The sequence below is a fragment of the Syntrophomonas sp. DTU019 genome (genome assembly GCA_913757435.1).
GTDB lineage: Bacteria > Bacillota > Syntrophomonadia > Syntrophomonadales > Syntrophomonadaceae > DTU019.
Genome location: CAJYDM010000003.1, coordinates 21,065 through 44,920, shown reverse-complemented (window position 1 = coordinate 44,920; position 23,856 = coordinate 21,065). Strand labels below are relative to the sequence as shown.

20 protein-coding genes and 3 riboswitches are annotated in these 23,856 nt (G+C 47.3%); of the genes, 1 reads left to right on the top strand and 19 read right to left on the bottom strand.

What is annotated here, in order from left to right; translation table 11 throughout:
* Positions 1 to 5 precede the first annotated feature (5 nt).
* The 9 genes from nhaA to AC15IQ_RS09070 all read right to left on the bottom strand — a co-directional run bounded on the left by nhaA (position 6) and on the right by AC15IQ_RS09070 (position 13,702).
* Positions 6 to 1,340, bottom strand: a complete 1,335-nt coding sequence (gene nhaA / locus AC15IQ_RS09110; RefSeq protein ID WP_483178670.1) for a Na+/H+ antiporter NhaA — start codon at positions 1,338 to 1,340, stop codon at positions 6 to 8.
* A gap of 438 nt (positions 1,341 to 1,778) precedes the next feature.
* Positions 1,779 to 2,387, bottom strand: a complete 609-nt coding sequence (locus tag AC15IQ_RS09105; RefSeq protein WP_483178669.1) for a copper amine oxidase N-terminal domain-containing protein — start codon at positions 2,385 to 2,387, stop codon at positions 1,779 to 1,781.
* 529 nt (positions 2,388 to 2,916) lie between these two features.
* On the bottom strand, positions 2,917 to 3,516 hold the full coding sequence (locus tag AC15IQ_RS09100; RefSeq protein WP_483178668.1) for a sortase: 600 nt from the start codon (positions 3,514 to 3,516) through the stop codon (positions 2,917 to 2,919).
* Between the two features lie 65 nt (positions 3,517 to 3,581).
* Positions 3,582 to 6,899 (bottom strand): CapA family protein, encoded by a 3,318-nt coding sequence (locus AC15IQ_RS09095; protein WP_483178667.1) that lies wholly within the window; start codon positions 6,897 to 6,899, stop codon positions 3,582 to 3,584.
* A gap of 236 nt (positions 6,900 to 7,135) precedes the next feature.
* Positions 7,136 to 8,860 carry an AGE family epimerase/isomerase gene (locus AC15IQ_RS09090; RefSeq protein ID WP_483178666.1) on the bottom strand — a complete coding sequence of 575 codons (1,725 nt, stop codon included), beginning with the start codon at positions 8,858 to 8,860 and terminating at the stop codon, positions 7,136 to 7,138.
* Between the two features lie 177 nt (positions 8,861 to 9,037).
* Positions 9,038 to 10,663: an LPXTG cell wall anchor domain-containing protein gene (locus AC15IQ_RS09085; protein ID WP_483178665.1), complete on the bottom strand. Its 1,626-nt coding sequence runs from the start codon at positions 10,661 to 10,663 to the stop codon at positions 9,038 to 9,040.
* A gap of 35 nt (positions 10,664 to 10,698) precedes the next feature.
* Positions 10,699 to 10,782: riboswitch (cyclic di-GMP riboswitch) on the bottom strand.
* A 20-nt stretch (positions 10,783 to 10,802) separates the two neighbouring features.
* On the bottom strand, positions 10,803 to 11,066 hold the full coding sequence (locus AC15IQ_RS09080; protein ID WP_483178664.1) for a hypothetical protein: 264 nt from the start codon (positions 11,064 to 11,066) through the stop codon (positions 10,803 to 10,805).
* Positions 11,067 to 11,483: 417 nt separating this feature from the next.
* Positions 11,484 to 12,386 carry a bacterial transcriptional activator domain-containing protein gene (locus tag AC15IQ_RS09075; protein ID WP_483178663.1) on the bottom strand — a complete coding sequence of 301 codons (903 nt, stop codon included), beginning with the start codon at positions 12,384 to 12,386 and terminating at the stop codon, positions 11,484 to 11,486.
* A 488-nt stretch (positions 12,387 to 12,874) separates the two neighbouring features.
* Entirely contained in the window at positions 12,875 to 13,702 is an 828-nt protein-coding gene (locus tag AC15IQ_RS09070; RefSeq protein WP_483178662.1) for a transglutaminase-like domain-containing protein, read from the bottom strand.
* A 66-nt stretch (positions 13,703 to 13,768) separates the two neighbouring features.
* Positions 13,769 to 13,853, bottom strand: a riboswitch (cyclic di-GMP riboswitch).
* Between the two features lie 97 nt (positions 13,854 to 13,950).
* Positions 13,951 to 14,036, bottom strand: a riboswitch (cyclic di-GMP riboswitch).
* A 138-nt stretch (positions 14,037 to 14,174) separates the two neighbouring features.
* On the opposite strand from AC15IQ_RS09070, the gene AC15IQ_RS09065 reads away from it, so the two are divergent.
* A complete protein-coding gene (locus AC15IQ_RS09065; protein WP_483178661.1) occupies positions 14,175 to 14,546 on the top strand; it encodes a VOC family protein in 372 nt (123 codons plus the stop codon).
* A 138-nt stretch (positions 14,547 to 14,684) separates the two neighbouring features.
* Here the strand turns inward: AC15IQ_RS09065 and AC15IQ_RS09060 are convergent, their stop codons facing one another.
* The 10 genes from AC15IQ_RS09060 to AC15IQ_RS09015 all read right to left on the bottom strand — a co-directional run bounded on the left by AC15IQ_RS09060 (position 14,685) and on the right by AC15IQ_RS09015 (position 23,854).
* Positions 14,685 to 15,311 (bottom strand): hypothetical protein, encoded by a 627-nt coding sequence (locus AC15IQ_RS09060; protein ID WP_483178660.1) that lies wholly within the window; start codon positions 15,309 to 15,311, stop codon positions 14,685 to 14,687.
* 24 nt (positions 15,312 to 15,335) lie between these two features.
* A complete protein-coding gene (locus tag AC15IQ_RS09055; protein ID WP_483178659.1) occupies positions 15,336 to 15,986 on the bottom strand; it encodes a hypothetical protein in 651 nt (216 codons plus the stop codon).
* A gap of 5 nt (positions 15,987 to 15,991) precedes the next feature.
* Entirely contained in the window at positions 15,992 to 16,675 is a 684-nt protein-coding gene (locus AC15IQ_RS09050; protein ID WP_483178658.1) for a hypothetical protein, read from the bottom strand.
* Positions 16,633 to 16,911 carry a hypothetical protein gene (locus tag AC15IQ_RS09045; protein ID WP_483178657.1) on the bottom strand — a complete coding sequence of 93 codons (279 nt, stop codon included), beginning with the start codon at positions 16,909 to 16,911 and terminating at the stop codon, positions 16,633 to 16,635. Before AC15IQ_RS09045 ends, AC15IQ_RS09050 begins: the two co-directional genes overlap by 43 nt.
* Positions 16,898 to 18,220 carry a hypothetical protein gene (locus AC15IQ_RS09040; protein ID WP_483178656.1) on the bottom strand — a complete coding sequence of 441 codons (1,323 nt, stop codon included), beginning with the start codon at positions 18,218 to 18,220 and terminating at the stop codon, positions 16,898 to 16,900. The genes AC15IQ_RS09045 and AC15IQ_RS09040 overlap by 14 nt, the downstream gene beginning before the upstream one ends.
* A gap of 87 nt (positions 18,221 to 18,307) precedes the next feature.
* On the bottom strand, positions 18,308 to 18,958 hold the full coding sequence (locus AC15IQ_RS09035; RefSeq protein WP_483178655.1) for a hypothetical protein: 651 nt from the start codon (positions 18,956 to 18,958) through the stop codon (positions 18,308 to 18,310).
* 932 nt (positions 18,959 to 19,890) lie between these two features.
* Complete coding sequence (locus AC15IQ_RS09030) at positions 19,891 to 20,481, bottom strand: tyrosine-type recombinase/integrase (RefSeq protein WP_483178654.1); 591 nt, start codon at positions 20,479 to 20,481, stop codon at positions 19,891 to 19,893.
* A gap of 273 nt (positions 20,482 to 20,754) precedes the next feature.
* Positions 20,755 to 21,396 carry a YdcF family protein gene (locus AC15IQ_RS09025; protein ID WP_483178653.1) on the bottom strand — a complete coding sequence of 214 codons (642 nt, stop codon included), beginning with the start codon at positions 21,394 to 21,396 and terminating at the stop codon, positions 20,755 to 20,757.
* Between the two features lie 92 nt (positions 21,397 to 21,488).
* On the bottom strand, positions 21,489 to 22,613 hold the full coding sequence (gene wecB, locus AC15IQ_RS09020; RefSeq protein WP_483178652.1) for a non-hydrolyzing UDP-N-acetylglucosamine 2-epimerase: 1,125 nt from the start codon (positions 22,611 to 22,613) through the stop codon (positions 21,489 to 21,491).
* 131 nt (positions 22,614 to 22,744) lie between these two features.
* On the bottom strand, positions 22,745 to 23,854 hold the full coding sequence (locus AC15IQ_RS09015) for a capsular polysaccharide biosynthesis protein CapF (protein ID WP_483178651.1): 1,110 nt from the start codon (positions 23,852 to 23,854) through the stop codon (positions 22,745 to 22,747).
* Positions 23,855 to 23,856: the final 2 nt, after the last annotated feature.

Genomic DNA, 23,856 nt, shown 5'->3' with positions numbered 1-23,856 from the left:
GTTCTTCAGCTGGACTTCCTGCGCTGGATAAGATGATCCGCAAGCAGTATAATCGTGCCCCCGATCGCCGCGATCACAGATGCAGAGAGAATGCCAGTTTTAGCCTGATAAGTGAGCAGCGGGTCTGTAAAGGCCAGATTGGTAATAAACAGCGACATAGTAAAGCCAATGCCGGCCAGCCCTGCTATACCCCATAGTTGACTCCAGCGCACCTCTTCCCCTAACACGGCAATACCGGCTCTGACCGCCAGCCATGAAAACAACGTTATGCCTATTTGTTTGCCCAGAACAAGGCCTAACACCACGCCCATGGTGACCGGGTTGATAAACCCGACTTCCTCACCACCGCCCACAAAACTCACTCCTGCATTGGCCAGGGCGAAGACCGGTATTATGAAATAAGAGACAAAGGGGTACAGTGCGTCTTCGAGTTTCTGCAGAGGGGTGTTGACATTGTCGACAGCGCATTTCAACTCTTTAAGGATTTGCTTCTGGGTTTCGTCGACCACCATGATGTTGAAGTCTCTTTCCGGGAAGTTCATTAATAGACTGCTGGTTTCGCCCACGAATTGATCGGGATGATAACGAGCCCTGGCGGGAATCGTGAAAGCCAGTAAAACTCCTGCAATAGTGGCATGAATTCCTGACAGCAGGAAGGCCAGCCATAAGGCAATTCCCAGAAGGGCATAAGGAAACGTCCGCCTAACCCCTCTGATATTAAGCAGCCACGACACAGATAGGATAATAATGCCAATAGTCAGGCTGATCAGGCTTATATGATCAGTATAAAACAGAGCAATTACCAGGATAGCCCCCAGATCATCAACAATTGCCAGGGCCAGCAGGAATACCTTCAATGACAGCGGGATCAGCCGACCCAGAGCGATGACGCAGCCCAGGGCAAAAGCAATGTCCGTAGCCATGGGAATACCCCAGCCGTGGGCCCCATCTCCGCCAAAATTAAATGCAGTGTAGATAGCAGCCGGCACGATCATGCCTCCGAGGGCAGCTATGATCGGCAGGGTTGCTTTTTGCGCTGTAGACAATTCTCCCACCAGGAATTCGCGCTTGATTTCCAAGCCAACCACAAAAAAGAAGATGACCATAAGGCCGTCGTTAATCCAAAGACCCAGGGATTCAGCCAGTTTGAAGTTGCCTACGCTGATCTCGATATTTGTATTCCATAAGTGGAAATAGCTGGCGGCCCAAGGAGAATTGGCCCAAAACAGCGCTACAATGGTGGCCAGTAGCAACAGTGTGCCGCCTAACATTTGTCCAGATATGAATTGGGAAACCGGCTTTATCAGAAGTGTTCTCAGTCGCTTAGTATCTTCTTGCATTCCCTCTCCTTTATAGCATGCCCAGCAACAACACCTTTACTATCTATTGATGTATACTATACTAATTATTTACGGCAAAACTTGTCAAACAACTGCCCCATGTTTGTACCAGACCAAAAAAACGTTGCATGCCCCCACCTGTACCGATTCCAGGTTTGCTTCGCTCGCCCTTTTCTTCCAGTGTATTCATGTAGCTACAACATTGTAGCCAGAGAGCCAGCATTATCATACCACTAGCTCATCTAAACCTGCATGGATAAGGGATTGCTGTTAACACGCCAAAACCGTTTGTGAGTAATGCAAAACCGCCCGCATAACGGGCGGTTTTTAAATACTATTGCTGTTCAAACAGGGTCCGTTTTAATTAACCGGGTTATTTCATAAGTCAGCAGACTATTATTTCAGTGTTTTGCTGCTTCGGGTATTTGTCTGAACTTCTTATTCAAGTACAGACTCATCCAAAATGGGATCTTCTGCACCTTCATCCAAATTCTCATCGTCTACAACTTCTTGGTCATCACCGTTCTCCTCGACGGATCCATCATCCAGGCCATCTTCATCGACAGCGCCTTCATCGACAGCATCCTCATCGGGAACGATTACATCGCCATCTTCAGGCACCGCAGCAGAGGTTATATCCACTGTATAGGTTTCGCTGTCCCATAAAACCGTATAACCAAATGCTTCAGCAGCGTAACGAATGGGAATGCAGGTCCGGTCTCCGGTCAAGGCTGCCTTGGTATCCATTTCCATGGCCTCGTCATTAACCGTGTACACATTGTTCCCAATGGTGAATACTACAACAACCCCATCTTTTTCCAGGATAGCCTGATATTTATCAGCATCCCAGCTAACCGTTGCCCCTAAGGCTTCCATTGGGGCTCTCATCGGAACCAGGGTACGGTTATTCTCATCTATGTATGGCTTTTGATCCACAAATTCCACGGCCTGTCCATCAATAACAACTGGGATGTCTACCGCTACTGCCTGCATGGCAAACAAACCCACCATTAAAATAGCAAATACCAGTATTAATTTCTGCCTCATAATGACCTCCTAAAACTTTTTCCAGGACCCTCCGTACAGCTTAAACAAATATTCCCGGTTTGTTCTACTATCTAATATATGTTAATTAGGAGTCTTAGGCAAACCGGGACAAATCGGCTATTATGGCCAAATTTTGTACAATAACTTCATAGTACATGGAAATAGTAGATTGTTTATCCTAAGGATTACCCCATATGTAAATTTTACTAACAGTGTCAGGGGACGGTTCTCTGACACACTTACAGGCAGAAGCAAAACTACCGTGAACCGTTGTTTCACAAGGGTGATGAAAATCCTTGTCGCAAGACCCTCCAGGGCAGACAGAGTCGTCTCCCCTACCACCACCAATTTGGGGCGACTCTAGGCGGGCTGGGCAGAGCTCCCCTACTGAAGCAGATCCCCAGAGAAATACCTGTGCCCGCTTGTTCTTTCAGGTCTAGCGCCGGACAGCTATGCGGTCATGTGCAAAATATGCGCTTAGAAAAGGAAACAGAAAGAACGTCCCCCCTTTACGTCCTTTATCTGTTCTTTATTGCAGGTAGCCCCGCACGATGAGGCGGTCGTAATGGCCATCCACCGGAATCAGAGGAGTGCAGGTGGTCAGCGTGATGGCTGGCTGACTGGTGGGATCGACAACGCTCCAGTCCCGGCTATGAGTAACATAGACTTTATCCACACGGTAAGTATAATGAGCATTGTCGTATTCTAGCTCGATGGTATCGCCAGGTTTCAGTTTATCTAAATGCAGGAAGGGACTGCCATAGGCATTGCGGTGACCGGCGATGCTTACATTGCCAAGGCTGGGATAGCCGCTTTGGGGATAGAAACCAGGCCCCTGCTTCAGATCTGCTTCTCCGACCCCATAGCCGACCTGCAGATCGAGTTGCAGGCTGGGAATAACCAGGCGGCCGGAAATCGGCAGGAATTCTCGGGGCTGTTCCGCCGAAGATGGTGCAGCTTCACTTTCTGGAAGTACGGGAGTCGGTTCTGCGGGCTGAATGCCGACATTTGGCTGGGTCCATTGCTGATACAGGCTTTCAGCATATGGAAAAACAAACAGGAACAAACCGCCCAAGACCAAGAGGCTGCCCAAAAGCTTGTAATTTAATTTTCGTCTCTGCTTTTTCATGCTACTACCAACCCTCCATAATCCAATCGATAAGTGTCAGAGAACCGTCCCCTGACACACCCACCTCAAATTTTCACTTCAGTATAATAACCATATGCGTCCATCCCGATATCGAAGTGATCAGTCGGTGTACCCAACTGCGTCTGATATGCCAGAACATCCCTGAATTCCTCTTCAGTAACAAAACGGGGCTGCCAGAATGTTTTCAAATTATCAGTAAATATCGGATAAAGCCTGATACACTTGGCACCATCTTCCTCAAGTCTCAGCTGCAGCAGGTAACTGTAAGGCGGCAGCTTTCTCTGTTGGTACTCCCCGTTACTGTTAAAGACGCCGTTCCCGATGCTATAGATCACCCATTTTCCGTTTATTTGCTCAATTCCCTGCATTAAATGTGCACCATGGCCGATAATCAGATCAGCCCCAGAGTCTATAAAGGTTTTGGCATAATTTCTTTGTTGATTCAGTATCGGTCCGTAATCCGTGCCCCAATGGGCCACTAAAATGATAAAAATTTTAGAGGATTTGGTGAGTTTTTCTTTAGTGATCCTTGCCATCAGCTCGCCATTCAGGCAAGCTACGCCCGGTTTATTACCCATGGCATATGAATCAAATTCATAATGAGCCGGGCGCCTATACCAATAGCCGCTGAAAATTACAATTTTATGATCTCCATGCCTGATCCGCAGTGGTTGGCTGGCATCTCGGCCCGTAAATCCCGCCCCTGCCCATGGAATATCTGCTTCATTGAAGGCCTGCAAAGTTGATTTTAATCCAGCCGCACCATAGTCCATGGCATGGTTATTGCCTAATGTCACGGCATGAATATGGTTGTTCTTTAAAGATCGGATGCTTTCTTGAATCCTCCCGCCCAGCACAAATGGTTTGATGCCTTTCAGGTGTGAAGAGGTCAAATCAGTCAATACGCCTTCGAAATTGGCGATATTCAGGCTTCCCTGTGCCAGGAAAGGCTTCAATGCCGCAAAACAATAATCATAACCGTATTTCGTAAGCGCATCTTCCTGGCCTCTTCTCAGCCGTCTGGCTGTATAATCCTCTCCATAATAAGTGTCCCCAATGAACTGAATAACGGCTGGCTCTGCAGACCCAAGTTTAAATTCCCTTTTGATAGTCGGGTTATCCGCCGTATCACCCGCCCCTGCAAGCCGATCTATGACCTCGGCAAGCAAGTAATCGCGCTGAAAATTATCCCTGGCGCCGCACACTGAGACTACGACCTTTCTTCCCCTTATATAGGTCAATACCGTGCCTTCCCCATGGTTCTGTCCAAAAAAAAAGCCTCCAATTATTTTCCCGCTGGCCACCAGGCTACTGGTAGACTCAAATAACTTGCCTTTATACTCCACCATGGTTGTATTCAGCATCTTTGAATATTTGGGAGGCATAGAAAACAAATATCTTCCCAGCTTGCTTAGATCTGTTACCGTAAAGTGCTGTGGCTTAGTTGTGGGCCTGCCGCTAATATTCTCGACGGCACTGTTATTCAAATCCAGTTTAGTGGCCAAAGCCTTTATAGCTTTCAAAGCTTCCCCAGTTTTACCGGACAGTTTTTCCGCCAGGGCTAACGCCACATCAGGCGCATTGCGGCAGACTAATAAGCTCAGCAATGTATAAAGCGACACCTGCTCCCCTTCTTCAAAACCAATAGCATTGGTTGCTTTTGCCTCCCTGGCTGGTACAACACTCATGGTTACATACTCATTAAATGCCATTTTCCCCCTGGCGATATCCTCCAGCAACCGAGCCAGCAACAAGAGGCTTCCCAGACCACGGTTCACTTGAATACTAGGGTTTCCTGTGCTCAAAAGCGTCTCTCCGCTTTCCAAGTCAACCGCCTCCAGCCTATACCTGGCATGGGACGAGAATCCCCATTTGCCAGGCGTGAATGGCGGCAACTCAGGCTGCCTCTTTATTGCGGATAACAATCTAGATCGAATCTGCCCGAAATCATTAGCCCGGCGGGACCCTTTCAACAACACATAATCATCCGCTTCCAGTATGCTGGCCGCATCCCGAGCACAGGACTCAATGTCCGTGTAGAAACCGGCTACCATTTTCCCCGGTAATTCTTCCAGCAAATATCTCATTTCGTCCCCATAAAGAAATACCAGGTCAACGCCGGTATCGATCAAAGGCTTCGCCAGTTGTCTATGAACTGCCTCGGCATTGACGCCTAAGTTCACAATCCTCCCTAAAATGCAAATTCTTTTCCCCTTATGCTGCGCTGCATTTAATTTAAACACTTCAAAGGCCGCATACATCGAAGCGACCTCCGCATTGTAGCTGTCATCAAGTAGGTGAACCTTTCCGCCCTGGGGTAATTCTACGCTGAGCGGTTCCAACACCGCTTCATTTAAATGGATCGTTTCCAAACGCTCCATTACCTCAGCTGGATCTATACCTAGAGCATATACCGCAGCCAGCGCTGCCAGTGAATTAGAGACCATAGCTCGTCCTGCTGCCGGCAAATGATATTTGATTTGCTGATCAGCGATAACCGCGTTAACCCAGGAACCATCATCCACCGGATGCCATTCTACCACTCGGAAATCAGCCTCTTCATGAAAACCATAACTAATTACTTTTGCTCCGTAGGATATCACCTCGGATTTAACCAAATCATACTCCAGCATATCACGGTTTAATACCGCTGTTCCCCCAGGTTGGATGCCCTGGGCGATACGGGCCTTCATTCGGGCTGTTTCGTGAACCGTATTGAAATTTCCACCGGTTTGCCCCAAAGCGATTTCGGTAATAACGGCGATGTCGGGACGAGCCAGTTGGCAAATACCCCCAGAACGCATCCATAATGCCGAAAGTGCCACTTCAATAACCGTAAAATCAGGCTGTGTAACGCACCGCCCCAAAGTCAGGGCTACACCTGTTCTGGAGTTGTGATTTCCATAGGTAGATTCAACTGCACCTTTTCCCTTCAGCAAATGATCCAACATCATTTTAGTGGTTGATTTACCTACCGTGCCAGTAATAGCAAGAATCTTTCCCGCATAGGCTTCGCGTGCGGTGGAACCCAGCTTTTTGATCACATCATAAGAATTTTCCACCAGAAGCTGAGGTATGAATGGATCCAGTTCCTTTATGTGACGCTCCACTACTGCGCCGATAATTTTGTTCTGGAAGCTATGCAAAGTGGTGTGAGTATCGGTCCAATCCGCATACACTCCGGTGTTGCCTGTGCCCTGCAGCCATCTCTCCCTATCAATGGCAACAAATAGAGTACCCTGGCCAACACAGCCGGCGGACGAAACTGCCAGATTCCAGCAGCGCCAGTCATCTGCTGGCTCAACAATCCATTTTCCGCCGATAATATCGGTCAGCTCGTTTTTCGACCAACCTTTTTGCATGTTGCTCTCTCCTATAATCGTATACCTTAAAACGTGAGGAATAGCGGGACCATGGGATCTGGCCCCCTTGAGCCGATCTCTGCGGCAGTGGCTGCTACTGTGCAGCAAAAGGGGGTAAAGGCGAACCGGTGAGAGTGCCACCTTAAACACTAGAACCGCCCCCGCGTTCGCTTTTTAAACACCAGAACCGTCCCCGCGTCTGCTCGCGTTGGCTGTCCGCGTTGGCTTTATGGAGCTCAATCCCCAGAACCGTCCCCGCGTTTGAGCAGGATCTGATTCAAATAACTGCAATATCCGGAAATATTGTGCTCAATATCATCGATTCGGGACCGGAAAGAATGATGGCGAATGTAAAATGCCCACAAAATATTCTGAGGTGCTTTATAATACATAGCCACTTCCGGGAAATACAAGCCATTCAATTGATGCTCCACGCGATGTTCGATTGCGGCCATCAATTTCTTTTGATCAAAAGAGTCCAAAAGGTCCAGACCGTACTGGTCTCTTTTCATTTTCTCTATCATGCTGTAGGTAGCCATTAATAATTCCAGCAAGGTTGGATAGGTGGTTTCCCTGCTCAAACAGAAGTCTAAAATGCCACTGGCATTTTTCAGGTTGAATTCTATGTATTTTTTCTCCGGTCTGTGTTTAAAGAGCTCATTGGAGCAATAGCTGAGCCAGTGATCCTTTTGGCGCCAAAACTCATTGTCGATAAAATATTCAAAGGCTGATTCCACCATATTAAGCCAGCGCTGGTCTTTATCTATGTCATACAACCGCATCAAGGCAAAAGCCGCCTCGCCGTTATAGTATACGGTGCGGAATTCTTCCTTGATGGACAGGTCGGGGAAATTCAAGACATGGACATAGGAACCGTCTTGTTTATTCTGAAAATAACTGATGCCCTCAGCGAGCTGCTTCATCAACTGAACATACTTCTGGTCATCAAATACGGTGGTATATTTGGAAAATGCCAAAATAGCGGTAGCATTGGCACCCAGCTTAATTTCGTTGTCCATGGTTCGTTCAATCACAAAGGCCCGGGTAATCCCCTCTTCATCCTCTACCACTTCTATTCCCTCCCGGGCCAAATATTCCAAAGCCCGGATGATGGCCCGCCCCAACTCTTCATCTCTGGTCACCTCAAACGCCTCGATCATAGAGTAGGTGGTGCTGGCGTGCCGCAGTGTATTGTAGCCGGGGATTTCCTTGTTAAAACAGGGAAAATATCCGTAACGAAACTTACCTGATTCGTCAACTTGAGTGGCTAAAAAGCCTGAGGATTTTTCGATTACCGACCGCAGTAATTTTTCATCGATGACCTCTATGACCCGTCGCCCATTGTTTAGCCTGCCATGGTTCAGGTCATGGCACTCTGTTCCATCATGGAAAAAACCAAGCGTCGTAAACAGCCATACTCTCTTGAGGGATTTCTCATCCAACTCCAATTTAATCCCCAGGTTATATTTAATATAGGCCATCATGTTCTTCCAGGAGATTTGCTTTTGGGGCGATACTTTGTTGTCGTATATAAATACATTGGCATTGACTTCCTGTTCCAAAAAGGCGATATTAAACATTTCGTCCAGGGCAATGCCTTCTCTGAAATAATTGGTTTTGATACTGGAAACATAATCGATAAAGGCATCAAATGAACACTCTTTAATATCTTTGACAAGATCTGCTTTTATCCACAAAGGCTGCAGCTTCAGCTTTTTGACTTTTTTATTCATGCTATTTACAGCATTTTTCCAGCTCGATTCAATTGAATTGCCGCTGCCATTGCAAACGTGGGCACGTGATTCTCCATCGCTGAAAGACAGAAAAACAATATACCTCGGCTTGTTATCAAAAAATAGCTTCATATTGTCCGATACCGCTTCAGCATGCAAATAGATGCGTTGTTTCAATTCCTCCAGCCTTGCCTTAAGTGCAATAGCTTCACTGTTATTAAAATGCATGAAAATATCCCTTTCCGCCTTTTTGTATGTATCGCCTATGAAGAAATATAAATAAAGTTCTTTGCTTAAGCAACTTCTGCTTCATGGCATCAATCAGGGAACACCCAAAACAGAGCCTGATTCTATTATAAAGAATCAGGCTCTGATGATAAATCTGCTATGCTCTTAAGCAGTCAACTATTCTTTCTTATCAGCTTTTCTTCTCAATCCCAGTCCGGAGAGAAGCATCCCCAGTCCGGCCAAAGAGAGTAAACTGACCGCACCTCCTGTTTTCGGCAACTCGGGATCCAAATCGCCCAAGGGCACTTCCTCATCCACTATATCGATATCCGTATCGACATCAGTATCTGCATCGGCATCTGCGTCAGCGTCGGCGTCGGCATCAGCGTCGGCGTCGGCATCGGCGTCTGCGTCGGCATCGGCATCACTGTCACTGTCTGAGTCGGAGTCACTGTCGGAGTCGGAATCGCTGTCGCTATCTGAATCAGAGTCGCTGTCGGAGTCGGAGTCGGAATCGCTGTCAGAATCTGAGTCACTGTCGGCGTCAGCGTCGGCATCTGCGTCAGCGTCGGCGTCAGCATCGGCGTCAGCATCGGCGTCAGCATCGGCATCTGCGTCAGCATCGGCGTCAGCGTCAGCATCGGCGTCAGCGTCAGCGTCGGCGTCGGCATCGGCATCTGCGTCAGCATCGGCGTCAGCGTCAGCATCGGCATCGGCGTCAGCATCGGCGTCAGCATCGGCGTCAGCATCGGCGTCGGCATCGGCATCTGCGTCAGCGTCGGCGTCAGCATCGGCGTCAGCATCGGCGTCGGCATCGGCATCTGCGTCAGCATCGGCGTCAGCGTCAGCATCGGCGTCAGCGTCAGCGTCGGCGTCGGCATCGGCATCTGCGTCAGCATCGGCGTCAGCGTCAGCATCGGCATCGGCGTCAGCATCGGCGTCAGCATCAGCGTCAGCATCGGCGTCAGCATCGGCATCGGCGTCAGCGTCTGCGTCAGCATCGGCATCGGCGTCAGCGTCGGCATCGCAATCCGCGTCGGCGTCACAATCGGCGTCGGCATCGCAATCCGCGTCGGCGTCACAATCGGCGTCGGCATCGCAATCCGCGTCGGCGTCTCCGTCATCATAGTCATAGTCTTCAAAATGACTATAATCTCCGAATACTTCTATCGAAAATCCATCGCCAGACGCAGTTACGGTAATCGATGTCTCCTTATATGGATTTCCTTCAAAGTAATCTTTTAAGTAAAACGTTCCAGGTCCAGATACTACTTCTATCATTCTGCCGACGGATGAGGGGTCATTATCATTCACGAACTGAATCAGCTCGGCAAGGTCTGCCGGCTCATTTTCTATCCAAATCAGAACACCCTGTGCTTGTTTAATTACAAAAATCTCGCCTTTTTCCAGATTCGCTACATCGCCGCCTGAAAGCACATCCATTGTACCTGCTGACATCTTCATAAAAGTAAACGCATCACCATCGTCGTCTGCATCCGCATCTGCGTCAGCGTCTGCATCTGCGTCAGCATCAGCGTCTGCGTCAGCATCTGCGTCAGCATCGGCGTCTGCGTCGGTGTCGTCATCCAAGCCATCGTCAGAGTCCATCATAGAGCTGTATACCGCAGCAGGACTATTGAAATCGTGTTTATCATTATCCGCAGCGGCTATACCAGGCACAAATACTCTGCTCACAACCAATGAGCCCAGCAAAAAGTGCGTTATTAGCTTACGTTTTCTGGCCTGGTTCTTTTCCCAGTTCTTTTGCTTGTTCTCAAGTTGTTTAAAAAACTTCTTTGACATTATTATCGCTCCTCTCTTCATTTGCCCTATGTAAATAAAGAAAAGGCCGGTTGCACTACTTGCTCCATCGTGTCTAAAGTGCCCACATAAAAACACGCTTCATCGCATCCCCTCCTATACGCCACCAACCTGATAAAGGTTAAGTGTCGCCTTTAACAACTGATAGTACCTGCTTGTCATCCTCCCAACTTCTGATTTCATTGTTGTCCATAGATTCGCTCAAAAGAGAAAGCAACTCCATCTCACTCCGGAAATTGACGATTTTGCCTTTCTCGATCCACTGAATAGAACCTTGCATGCTAAAGTTCTGATTATATTTAACCTTGACAATGAAGGTTCTATCCCCTTGGGACTGACCAGACTGCTCTCCTGCGTATACTGGCTCTTTGTTGTCCTTTTTCATACCATGTCCTCACATCAATCAGATCTTTATCCAAAATTACCATATATTACTCACAGTTCAATCACACTTATCAGGACCGGAGCCTACGTTGAGATATATAATTTTATCGGATAGAGTAGCTTGCTTTACGGGGTACAATTCACAGGGGGTTCTTCTTAAGTGCGGAGTTTTATTGGATAGAGCAGCGTGCTTTACACCTGGCAGTTTTTGCACAAGGACTGGAGACCCCGCTGGACCTAAACGGGGGCTGCTGTTTAATTGAGGGTATTGTTGAAGCGGAACGTGGGGATGCAGTTAGACGCGAACGGGAACAGTCGGATACGATGACTATGTTCGGTGCGAGCGGAGTCGTTTGCATCGGTTAGGCGCAGAACGGGAGCAGTCGGTTAAACGATGAAGCATTATAGGCAGGGGTTGTCAGTTGCTTTTCGGCTTAGGTAGGGAAGGGCAAACTTGTATCTCCAGGACAATATCTTTAAAAGCACTCTTTTTAAGAAACTGGTCGATCATTCTGCTCATGACCAACTTAACGGTCTGATATTCGGCATTGTCCAGCAAAATCAAAAACCGGGTTTTATTGACCAAACTGACCAAATCCCCTTTTCTCAAGCCGTTGATCAGCGTTTCCTTAAATTCCTTTATGGCAGAATTCTTCTGAGCATTCGATTTGAAAACATTCTGGCCGTTTTCAAATTCGATACAAACCGGACAAAGGCCATTTCCCGACCTTTCACATTTCCTTTTTTCCAATACATAAATCGTATAAAAGTCCCTATAGTCACAGAAAAAAGCCCCGTCCATCTCGCCCAGGAGCTGGGACATGACCTGGCTGTCGGTCTTGATCTGTACATACTCTGTTTTCAGCATTTGCGCTATCCTTTGCAGTTCGGGGGTTGATCGAATACCAAATTCCTTTTCAAGAATGCTGACAGTCTTCTCATAGTAGTCTTTGGCTTCTTTAATTTTCCCCATAAGAATCAAATTTTCCATCAATCGCACATAGAGCTCTTCTTCATATGGCTCAATAGAAATTGCCTTTTGGCATATTTCCACGATAGCCCCATATGACTTTTGATCCGCATACAGCTTCGTCAAATTCGCAATAATTTTAAGATATAAATTGCGGTAATAGGTTCTTTTGGGGAAAATCCAGCTCTCATAAACCAGCTCCGGCAAGAGTTCCCCGCCATAGATATCAAAAGCATTTAGGTAATATTCGATAGCTTGCTTAGGATCTTCTCTTTTTAAGGCTTCAGCAGTATTAAATGATCTTTCCAGTTCGATGAAATCGATCCAGACGTCTTCTCTCAAATTCAACATATAGCATCCATTTGTAAATAGAATGATATCTTTTCTATTCTCAAAAATTGAATCATTGGACAAGAGCTTTCGTAAACGGTAAATCATGTTATTGACCGCATTGCTTGGATCAATATAGTCTGCTTCGGGGGAGACGTTCTCTAGAAGGATTTCCGGAGTGATTCCTTTATTTAAATTATTGAGAAGATACTTAAACAAGCTCCAAAGCCGATTCGATCTGCTTGAAGTATTGTATGCCTCTCCATTTTTTGGTATTATTCTAAATTCACCCAGCGTAACGATCTTTATTCGATTTGAAATATTATCATTATGTTGTTGTACGTTCATTCAATCAACTCCTGTGAACCTGGTTGGAACTGACAGATCAATGACAACTGTGCATACAATTATACTAAAAAGTGCCATATCCACCAATACGAAAATGGAAAACAAAAACCTGCATACAATGTGCAGGTTTTCTGTCGATTTACAGGGCTTTTAATACAATTTTAATACTCGTATGTTTTTGAATAAGATGCTGTCGGTTTTTCCATAGTGTATGCCTTCCCAACCGCTCTCAGCTGCATATCGGAGGTAGTGTCCACAACGACCCATTTTCCGTCTATACCTACTTCATTCCAGGCATGATAGCCGTTCACATTATCTGCATATCCTTTCACCAATTTGCACGGTATGCCAACACTTCGCGTCATTGAAGCATAAAGTGAGGCATAATCATAGCAGATGCCCTTTTTAGTAAGCATTGTATCAATGGGATCGGGGATATAGCCAGTTTGCACGGTTCTCTTTTTGTCATAGTCGTAGCCGCAGTTGTTTACGATGTAGTTGTATATGGCTTCTGCCTTAGCCTGATCGCTAGCCAGCCCCCGGGTAAGTTCATCTGCCTGATCTGCAACTGATCCACTGCTAAAATCGATATTCTGTATGGAGTTCAAAAACAGCACGCTCTGGTCTTGCAGAGCTAAAGAAACGTATTCTTTCTTCAGATACTTGTATTTCGTCCCCTGTTTATTTTGCAGTACACTTACCGTATAATCGCCATTGCCCATTTGAAGAGGAAAGCTTTGCGTGGAACCATCGGCTCTCAGATCATAGGTACGTCTTTCAGAACCCTTTTCGATCATAACCTTTACCTTGTTGGGGCTGTCACTTAGATAAGCAATGTCAACGATCCCCAATTGTATTGCCCCGGTGTCTATGATTACATCTTGTGGAGATGCAAAAGCAACCGCGGGGAAGGAAGTGAAGACGAAGCATAATAAAAGTACCAAGGCTTTGATTTTTAGACTTCCAATACGGTCTGTTGATGCTGGCATTATGCAGGTCCTCCTTTGTCATTAAGGACGGACCGTATAAAAAAGGCGGATACTTAAATCCTCTTCTTCGGCGGCCTGGCGATCATAGACTTGCGTCAGTAGACCCATGGCTTTGCGTCCTCGCCTTTCGGCGAGTTTGCCTTTATCGGTGAGGGGCTTTAAGGCCCCGCCGTCCTGACCAGTATTAAATTAAAAAATCTGCTTAAGCTGGATGCCAAGCAGATCAAATATCCTCAAGAACACTTATTCCTGGCAACCCGGCTATCATTGACCTGGCGTCTTTAGACCCGTGGCTTTGCGTCCCCGCCTTTCGGCGAGTTTGCCTTTTCTCCTGATACATATTATAGTAATACCCACATGCAGAATATGTCAAGATTAACCTACAGGATTAGGCCTAACGTCCCATGCATTCACAGTGGATCGAACCAAATAGCGATGAACCGAACAGCAGCGCTTTTAAAGGAGGAATATTATGCACTTAGGAGCAAACTCATTAAGTTTAACTGTAAAAGATATTCAAGCTTCTAAAAGTTTTTATGAAAAATTAGGATTTCAGGTCTTCTTGGGTAACATCGATGAGAAGTGGTTGATTATGAAACATGGTGATTGCGTAATTGGTTTATTTCAAGGTATGTTTGAGAGAAATATCCTCACATTTAATCCGGGATGGAACAATAATGCTGAAGAAGTAAATCCTTTTGATGATATTAGAGTCATACAAGAAAGCCTCCGCAAAGCAGGAATTGAGATAATAAACGAGGTTGATCCGGAAACAAATGGGCCAGGCAGTTTTATGGTAATAGATCCTGATGGCAACCCTATTCTTTTTGATCAGCATCGATAAATCGGGCAAGGTCCTACTTATGTGCCAGGCACAACAGTTATTCAGTTATTAAGCAATAATTCAATAACTGAACATGACAGAAGGGGACGGTCCCCTTCTGTCGCCCCGAGTGTCGCTGTACTGGCTTTATATTGGGAATTACTTTATTACACAGTTTTTATTATGGTCGCAGCAGGCTGATATGGGGAATACTGCCCTCAAAGATACGCCGTCTAATAACCAGGAGCTTCCAGTGGTGCTGTTTTCAAAATATTCAAAACGGACTATAAGCTCTGCTACATCGCATGGCACAGGCACATCAGTCACCGCCTGGCGGAAGGTATAACCCCGGTTGGGATCGTGGTCCTGGCTGAATTTTGCTATGGGTATTATAATGAGGTCAACATCGTTGCCAAAGTTATCCACGTATATGACCCTGGCGGTTAGGAAAGGTATCGCTGTGGCTGTACCATTGCCCTTAGCGAAAAGGTTTTCCGCGAAGCTTAACCTATAGGTGCAGCCAGGGGTTACAATTACGGTCTGCTGCAATGTTACTGACTTATCTTCTTCGGTAACGGTAGTCAAACTATCAAACCTGGCTGCGGCCAGTCCCTCGTAGGCAATATTGGTGAGGACCGGCTCATTCGCTACCCTGGCAAAGCTCGGATTAATCTCTTCCCAGTACTGAAAAGGGAATCCTGGTTCGGCGCTAGGCACCTCAAAACCCCCGTTTTTAATCAATTCCCCGCTTTCACAACGGCAGCTTGAGAATTTACAATTTGGCATTTAAAGCCACCTCCATTCAACTTTTCAGCAGCAGGCGGAAATCTGCGCAACCGACTGCAGCGATACGGCATCCAGGTTCCACACTGAGCCCGGGGCATCCGTTATATAGAAACTGAACTGCACAATAATTCCCGGTACGTCACAGGGCACGGGAAGGTCGGCGGTCTGTTCGTGAAGGTTGTATTCTTCATCTGCTGCAGTCTTTTGAATGGTGATATTCAAAAGCTCGTATTCATTATGGATTCTGTCCAGGTAAACAACCCTGGCTGCCAGCAGTGGCAGGTGGCCGTTATCCCCGATGAAAGTGACCATTCTTTCAGCAAACTTCAAATTGTACAGACAGCCAGGCGTCACATCTACATGCTGGCGCAGAATGAGGGTTGAAGCCCCAACAATCGGCAGATCGTTTGTCTGAACGCTTGCGGCGGCGTTGCCTTGATAAACATTTACCGTATCTCTGAACAGATCTATATCCGGTGTATGGGCTTGTAATAGCCAGCTAGCAAACAGGTCTAATTGGTTTGGGCCGGGAATTTCAAATCCCCCGTTTTTAAGCAGTTCTCCCCTTTCGCAAAAACAGACCTGTGGAATGCACTTCTCCCCTCCTTTAGGTGAAACCGTTCCACATACGCCATAATTTCTGTAAAGGGGGTTTAACCCTGGAGTTCTTATCATATCAATCACTCCTTACAGCAGCAGACAGAAGTCTTGGATATGGCTCGCAATGACACAGCATCCAAATTCCATACCGCGCCTCCGAGGCCAGGCATTATGAAATCAAACTGCACTAAAACTCCTGACACATTACAGGGTACGGGAAACTTGGCTGCGGTGATGTGAAGGTTATATTTCGCATCTGCTCCGGATTTTTGAATAGTCTCGGTTAAAAGTGCGAATTCCGAGCCCTGGTAGAGATAAGTAACCCTCGCTATAAGGGTTAGCAGGTCGGTGTCAATAGTACCTGACGCCACCAATTTCTCGGCGAATGCCAGCCTATACAAACAGCCGGGCGTCACCGTGACAGGTTGGAAAAGAAGTATTGTCCTGGTTACAGGTTCGGGTAACACATTAGTCTCAATGCTGGCAGCGCTGTAACCCTGGTAAACATTAGTGTTGGTTCTGACCACACTTGAATCGGAAGAAGGGAACGCTGCCCAATTGGCAAATTGGGCGCCGGTTTGAACGCCGGGGATCTCGAAACCCCCATTTCTAATCAGCTCTTCGGTTGCGCAGCAACAGCTTATCGGCAGACACCTGTCTCCTTTAGTAAATACAGTTATTTGATTGTTAATGTTGTTGATAGGATTACATTCCGGTTTAACTATAAGGTCCCGCTCTGAATCACAGCTCGGCCTTTTATACATGTTCTATCACTCCTTTCCCAATGTAGTATATTCGGAGCTTCAAACCTGGCTGCGGCCAGTTTCTCGTAGGCAATATTGGTGAGGACCGGCTCATTAGCTACCCTGGCAAAGCTCGGATTAATTTCTTTCCAGTACTGAAAAGGTAATCCTGGTTCGGTGCTGGTCACCTCAACCCCCCCGTTTTTAATCAGATCCCCAGTTTCACAGCGGCAGCCTGAGAATCTACAATTTGGCATTTAAAGCCACCTCCTTAAAACACTGGCAGCAAATCGATTCCCAGAGGACTGCCCTCAGCTGTACCGCGTCCAAAGCCCATTGGGTGCCTCCATTATCAGTTACGGAAAAATCAAACTGTACGTAGACGCTGCTTACATTACAGGGCACAGGGACATCTGCGGTCCCGGTGTGGAAGGAATAACCCTTTTCTTCATCGCTTTCATGGTCGAACTTAGCAATCGCAACATTTATAAGGTCAAACTCAGTGCCACTGTCGTCTACCCAAAAGACCCTCCCTATAAGCCGGGGGGTATTTTCGGCAGATTCACCACGGGTAATAAAGTACTCCGCAAAGCTGAGCTCCAATCTACAGCCTGGTGTTACCGTAACGATTTGGCGAAGGGATACTGATTTGGGTTGAGCACCGGGAAATGTCACGAATAATGCTTGATTAAGCCCTTCATAACCCGCGCTGGAAAAGGTTTCTACTATTGCCAGGTCGCTATCTTCCGGAATTTGATACCAGTATAGGAATGGCGAGCCACGGTTAATCTCGGTAAAATCCTCAAAATCGCCGTTTTTAATCAGGTTTCCCGGCCTGCAAATGCCCATGGAAGAAACACACCCATCTTTGGAACAGGAAGATGCGGAAGATATGGCTCGCAGGCTTACACCGTCTAAGAGCCACCGGGTACCCCCGGAATCATTACTGCTGATAAAATCAAACTGTACCGTAACTTTTGAAACATCGCATGGTACAGGTATATCAGCGGTTTTTTGATGGTAGCTATAACCCTTATCAATATTAAGGGGAATATTCTCCTTTACAATAGGAATATTTATGAGGTCAAATTGGCTGCCGGCACAATCGGTATAATATACCCTCCCTATAAGGCTGGGTTGAAGAACGGCGCCTGCCGGCCCACCAAGAAAGTTTTCCGCAAAGCTGAACCGATAAATACAGCCCGGGGTTACAGTGATATGCTGCTGAAGGGATATGGCATGCAGTTCCGCGGGGGTAGTATTAGTTTGAAACTGTGCCGCCTTATATCCCTCGTATACCGGCATATTTGAATAGGTAGTTACAGTCGTATTCGAAACCGGGTTCACCGCTCTCCAGTATGCAAATTCCTGGGTAAGGTCAGCGTTGCGCATTTCAAACCCGCCATTTTTTATAAGTTCTCCACCCTCACAGGGACATTCCGTTATAGGGCAGCATTTTGGCCCATCTATTTCTATCTTCAGATGGTTATCTTTATTGTGGTTTACCAGACTGCCGCCGGGACAGGGCGGTCCAGGGAAGCAGTCTTCCAAATCTCTCCTTATCAAATCCGACACTCCTTTCTACTCATCATTGACCATATGCATGGATAAACCTTCACCGACTTTTGCCCTTTAAAGGCTTCCTTAGACTTTTCAGCAGCAGGCGGAAATCCGCGCAACCGACTGCAGCGAGACGGCATCCAGATTCCACACCGAGCCTGGGGCATCCGTTATATAGAAGCTGAACTGCACAACAATTCCTGGCACGTCACAGGGCACGGGAAGGTTGGTAGTCTGTTCGTGAAGGTTGTATTCTGTATCTGCTGCGGTCTTTTGAATAGGGATATTTAAAAGCTCGTATTCATTTAAGTTTCTGTCCAGGTAAACGACCCTGGCTACCAGCAGTGGCAGGTGGCCGTCATCCCCGACGAAAGTTACCATTCTTTCAGCAAACTTCAATCTGTACAGGCAGCCGGGCGTCACATCAACATACTGCCGCAGAACCAGGATTGAAACCCCTACCACCGGCGGCGCGGTTGTCTGGACGCTTGCGGCGGAATTGCCCTGGTATACATTTACGGTAGCTTGGGTCAGACCTATATCCAGGGTCCGGCTTTGTAATATCCAGCCAGCAAACAACTCGAAGGGGTTTGGGCTGAGGGTTTCAAATCCCCCGTTTTTAAGCAGTTCTCCTCTTTCGCAAAAACAGGCTGGCGGAATGCACTTCTCTCTGCTGGGTGAAACGGTTCCATATACGCCATAGTTTCTGTAAAGCGGGTTTATCCGCGGTTTTCTTATCATCATATCAATCACTCCTTACAGCAGCAGGCAGAAGTCTTGGAAATGGTTCGCAATGACACAGCATCCAAATTCCATACCGCGCCTCCGAAACCAGGTAAAAAGAATTCAAACCGCACTATAACTCCGGATATATTACAGGGTACGGGAATCTTGGCCGCGGCGATGTGAAGGTTATATTTCGCATCTGCTCTGGATTTTTGAATAGTGTGAGTTAAAAGTTCGAATGCAGAGCCCTGGTAGACATAAATGACTTTCGCAATAAGGGTTGGCAGGGCGCTGTCAAGAGTACCTGGCGTGATTAATTTTTCGGCGAATGTCAGCCTGTACAGACATCCAGGTGTCACAAGAACAGGTTGGAAAAGCCGCACTGACCTGGTTATAGGGTCTTGTATAACATTGGTCTCAATGCTGGCTGCGTAGCAGCCCTGGAAAACATTAGTGTTGGTTCTGACCACACGTGATTCGGGAGCAGCTTGAGATGTCCAATCGGCAAATGGTACGCCGGCTGTAAAGCCGGGGATCTCAAAACCCCCATTTCTAATCAGCTCTCCGGTTGCGCAGCAACAGGCTGGCGGCATACATCTTTCTTGCTCTTTAGTGAATACGGTTATCTGATTGTTTATGTTGTTTATAGGATTACATTCCGGTTTAACTATAAGGTCTCGCTCTGAATCACAGCTCGGCCTTTTATGCATGTTTTATCACTCCTTTCCTAATGTAGTATATTCCGGTTGCCTTTATTTGACATGAACCAGCCTTTTTACCACTGCATCTAATAAAAGGAAGCGACATAACAAAGGGACAGGTGGTTGTGTAACGTCATAGTTACACAACTACCTGTCCCCTTATAACGCCTGGCTAAATTGCCGAAAAGCCTATGTCAGGCGACCGTTCGGAAAACCATCCCTTAAACCATGATGAGTATATCCCGTTCTTTATGCCGCCACGCCAGCAGCAATAAATACCGGGCTGAAACCTAACACCTCGGCTATATAACGGCCTTGGCGCAGGTCTTTAACCTTTACCCTCACCCCGGCTAGCCTGGCTAAACGCCGCACCGTGCTGTAAACACTACTGCGTTTAAGAGCATTCTCCGCTCCGTTTCCCACCATTAGATAGCAGCCCTTTAAAATAGGCCTTAAGATCAAATAATGCGCCAAGGCCAAACAAGCCCGGGCATGAAGCGTCACCACTCGCTCCCCTACCGTAAGCCTGCTGTTATCCGGGCTCCAGAGCCGGTCATACCTCAAACTGCACAATTCCCGCACCGTCAATCCGGCGTATAGCAGCTCAATTATTGCCCGGTCGCGTAAATTGAGCATATCGCTGTGAACCTGGGCACGAACCCGTTGAACATCTTCCCACGACGATTTCACGGCAGCCGGGTTACGCGACGCTCTCCCTACCCGGCTTATAAGCTCCAGGGGGTTGCCGCTTAAGATGCCCCGGTAGATCAGAAAACGTGCAAAGGCCGACAAAGCCGACAGACGCTGATTTACCGTCGCTGGCCGCAGGCCCCCTTTCACGCAACAGATATTGTTTATATAATTCCACCTGTTCTGGCCTTAACCGAGCCTGCATGGACAAACGCCTTCCCGCGCGTTCACTATATTTACAGAACTCATCCAAAGCTCGAATATAAATCCTCACCGTGGATTCCCTGCGCCCGTGACGCCGCAGATAGGCTGTAAAACATACCCGGTAATTCACAACCGTTCCCCTCTTTAAGCAGATTTGTTATATCGTATGCTGCTGGAAAGGATTGGTTATTAGAACTTGGTGGCTCGCCCCCGCTCTACTTACAGCTCAAATTGCCCCCTTACGAAAAAGTAAAACAATTTCAAATACTCCAAAGCTCCCCTTTCCAAATCCTCTCGGTTTTGCCACCATCTCTCGGCATTAAAATTATCATACCTTGTGGGGCAAGATATGACCCTTATTTCCCTATCTAGGGAATTCATTGCTTTATCAAAAATCTTCTTTGCCCGCCCGGAATGTGATTTAGAAGTCACAATAATTAAAGAATCTATACCTGACTCGCTCTTCAGGTATTCCCTCACCGCTATCGCTTCATCCAGGGTGCTTGATGCATCACCGGGCAGGATAATTATCTTTTTTGCCGGTACTCCCATCTGCACCGCCACTTCCTTAGCAATGCCGGTATCATGCGGAATTTTAATCCCTTGACTCACAACCAGATCATAGCCACTAACCATATTTCTGGCCATCACTATTTCGTCAGCATACCCCTGCTTATAAAGATCCACCGCGCCAAGCATCCGATCCGGGCCGCTTCCCATGAGTAGGACAATGATATCGCTTTGCTGTGGTTCATCCTGTGCTACCAGATAAGTGCCCAATGCAGGTAAAGATAATCTGCCCAAAAGTATTACAGCCAATATAATGGCTAAGGTAATAAAAAGTTTCTTGGGGTTCTTCATATTTCAATATCCATACAGCTCACTACAAACTCTCCCGATACCACTCAATGGCCGCTACAGTGCTCCGCTCGAAGCTCCGATCGAGCAGGTTTCTACTTCCCCCAAACCCTGCGATTAACGATCCCCGTATAGCCTTGAATTATCTTAACCACCTTGGTGCTGACATTTTCGTCCACATAGTCGGGGACATCTGCTCCCAGGTCACCGTTCTGGCCTGTGGCAACTGCCAGATCCACGGCTTGCAGTAATTCGACCGCGCTCAAACCACCCAATACAAAATTCCCCTTATCCAAGGCCTCGGGGCGCTCGGTGCTGGTGCGCACACACACCGCCGGGAACTTGAAATATGAGGCTTCCTCCGGCAGGGTCCCGCTGTCTGATACTACACAGAAAGCATGCAGCTGCAGGTGGTTGTAATCAGAAAAACCGAAAGGCTTTAGACTTTTTACCAGAGGGTGGAATTTAAACTGGCGCTGCTCGATGAATTTTGCGCTGCGGGGATGGGTGCTGTAGATGACTGGCATATCATATTTTTCGGCCATGGCATTAACTGCCTCCATCAGAGCAAAAAAGTTTTTCTCCAGGTCGATATTCTCCTCCCGGTGAGCAGAGAGCAGGATGTAGCGGCCTGGTTCCAATCCCAAATCATCCAAGATCTTGCTGTGTAAAATCTTATCTATATTGGCGTTTAACACCTCGGCCATCGGAGAGCCGGTCACAAAAGTCCGCTCCTTAGCCACTCCCTCATAATTCAAATAGCGCCGGGCATGCTCGCTATAGCACAAATTCACATCGGCAATATGATCAACGATGCGCCGATTGGTCTCCTCGGGCAGATTCTCGTCAAAACAACGGTTACCGGCCTCCATATGGAAAATCGGCACCTTCAGCCTCTTGGCGGCTATGGCTGACAATGCCGAGTTGGTATCACCCAATATCAATAGGGCATCAGGCTTCACATCACCTATCAGCCGGTAGCTCCTCGCAATGATGTTTCCAATGGTCTCACCCAGATCCTCGCCCACCGCGTCCAGGTAATGATCCGGTTCCCTCAAGCCCAAATCTTTGAAAAAAATCTGGTTGAGGGTATAATCCCAATTCTGCCCGGTATGCACCAGCACATGCTCGAAATACTTATCCGCTTTCTTAATAACCTCGGACAGGCGGATGATCTCTGGCCTGGTTCCTATTATGGTCATCAGTCGTAATTTATGCATTAAGACAACCTCCCGCTTAAAACATGGTCCAATATGGTTTAACGTGGTTTAACATTGTTTAACGGTTGTTTAATGTTGTTTAACCATGGTTTAACCATGTTAAACCATGTTAAACTACCGTTCAACCACTGTTAAACCCCCAAAAAGTACGTATCCGGCCTCTCCGGATCAAACGGCTCATTAGCCCACATAATAGTCACCATATCCGTGTCGCCCAGGTTCTCGATATTGTGGGTGTAGCCCGGCGGGATATCCACTACCTCTAGCTTTTCCCCGCTGACCCTATACTCAATAACCTCAGAGGAGTCCACTTTGCGGAAACGAATTACCCCGGTCCCGCTGACCACCAGAAACTTCTCATTCTTGGTGTGGTGCCAGTGATTGCCCTTAGTAATCCCCGGCCTGCTTATGTTGACCGACACCTGACCTCTATCCGGGGTGCGTATCATCTCAGTGAAGCTGCCGCGATCATCAACGTTCATCTTTAGCGGATAGCTGAACTGATCAATCGGCAAGTAGCTCAGGTAAGTGGCATAGAGTTTTTTGGTGAAGCCATCGGCCATATTAGGAATAGCAAGATCTTTGCGGCTCTTCTTAAATGAATATATCAGTTCCGCAATCTCTCCCAGTTTGACGGTATAAACGGTCGGCACCGAGCAGAAATCCCCGTGCCTGGTCTCATTGCCGCTCAATGCCTTTATAAACTCATCGACCACATCGTCTATGTAAACCAGGTTCAATACCACCCCAGGGTCATTCACTGTAATAGGAAGATCACGGGCGATATTGTGGCAGAACGTAGCCACCGCGCTGTTATAATTGGGGCGGCACCATTTGCCGAAAACATTTGGGAGGCGATATATAAGGACTCTAGCCCCGCTGGCCTGGCCATAAGCGAACAGCAGGTCTTCGCCGGCCTTCTTGCTCTGACCGTAAGGGTTGTCGAGTCTAGCCTGTATAGATGAGCTCATCAAAACCGGGCAGGGGTTACGGTTATTCTTCAGCGAATTCAACAACTGTGCGGTAAAACCGCGATTTCCCGCCATGAACTCCCAGGTCTCTGACGGGCGGTTGACCCCGGCCAGGTGGAATACGAACTCACAATCCCCGGTATATCTGTCCAGCAGGGCAGGATCAGTATCCAGGTCAAAGGGATAGATATCGCTGTAACCCCGGTTGCGCAATTCAGCTATGATATTCCTGCCCACAAACCCATTAGCACCGGTAACAAGTATTTTCAAAA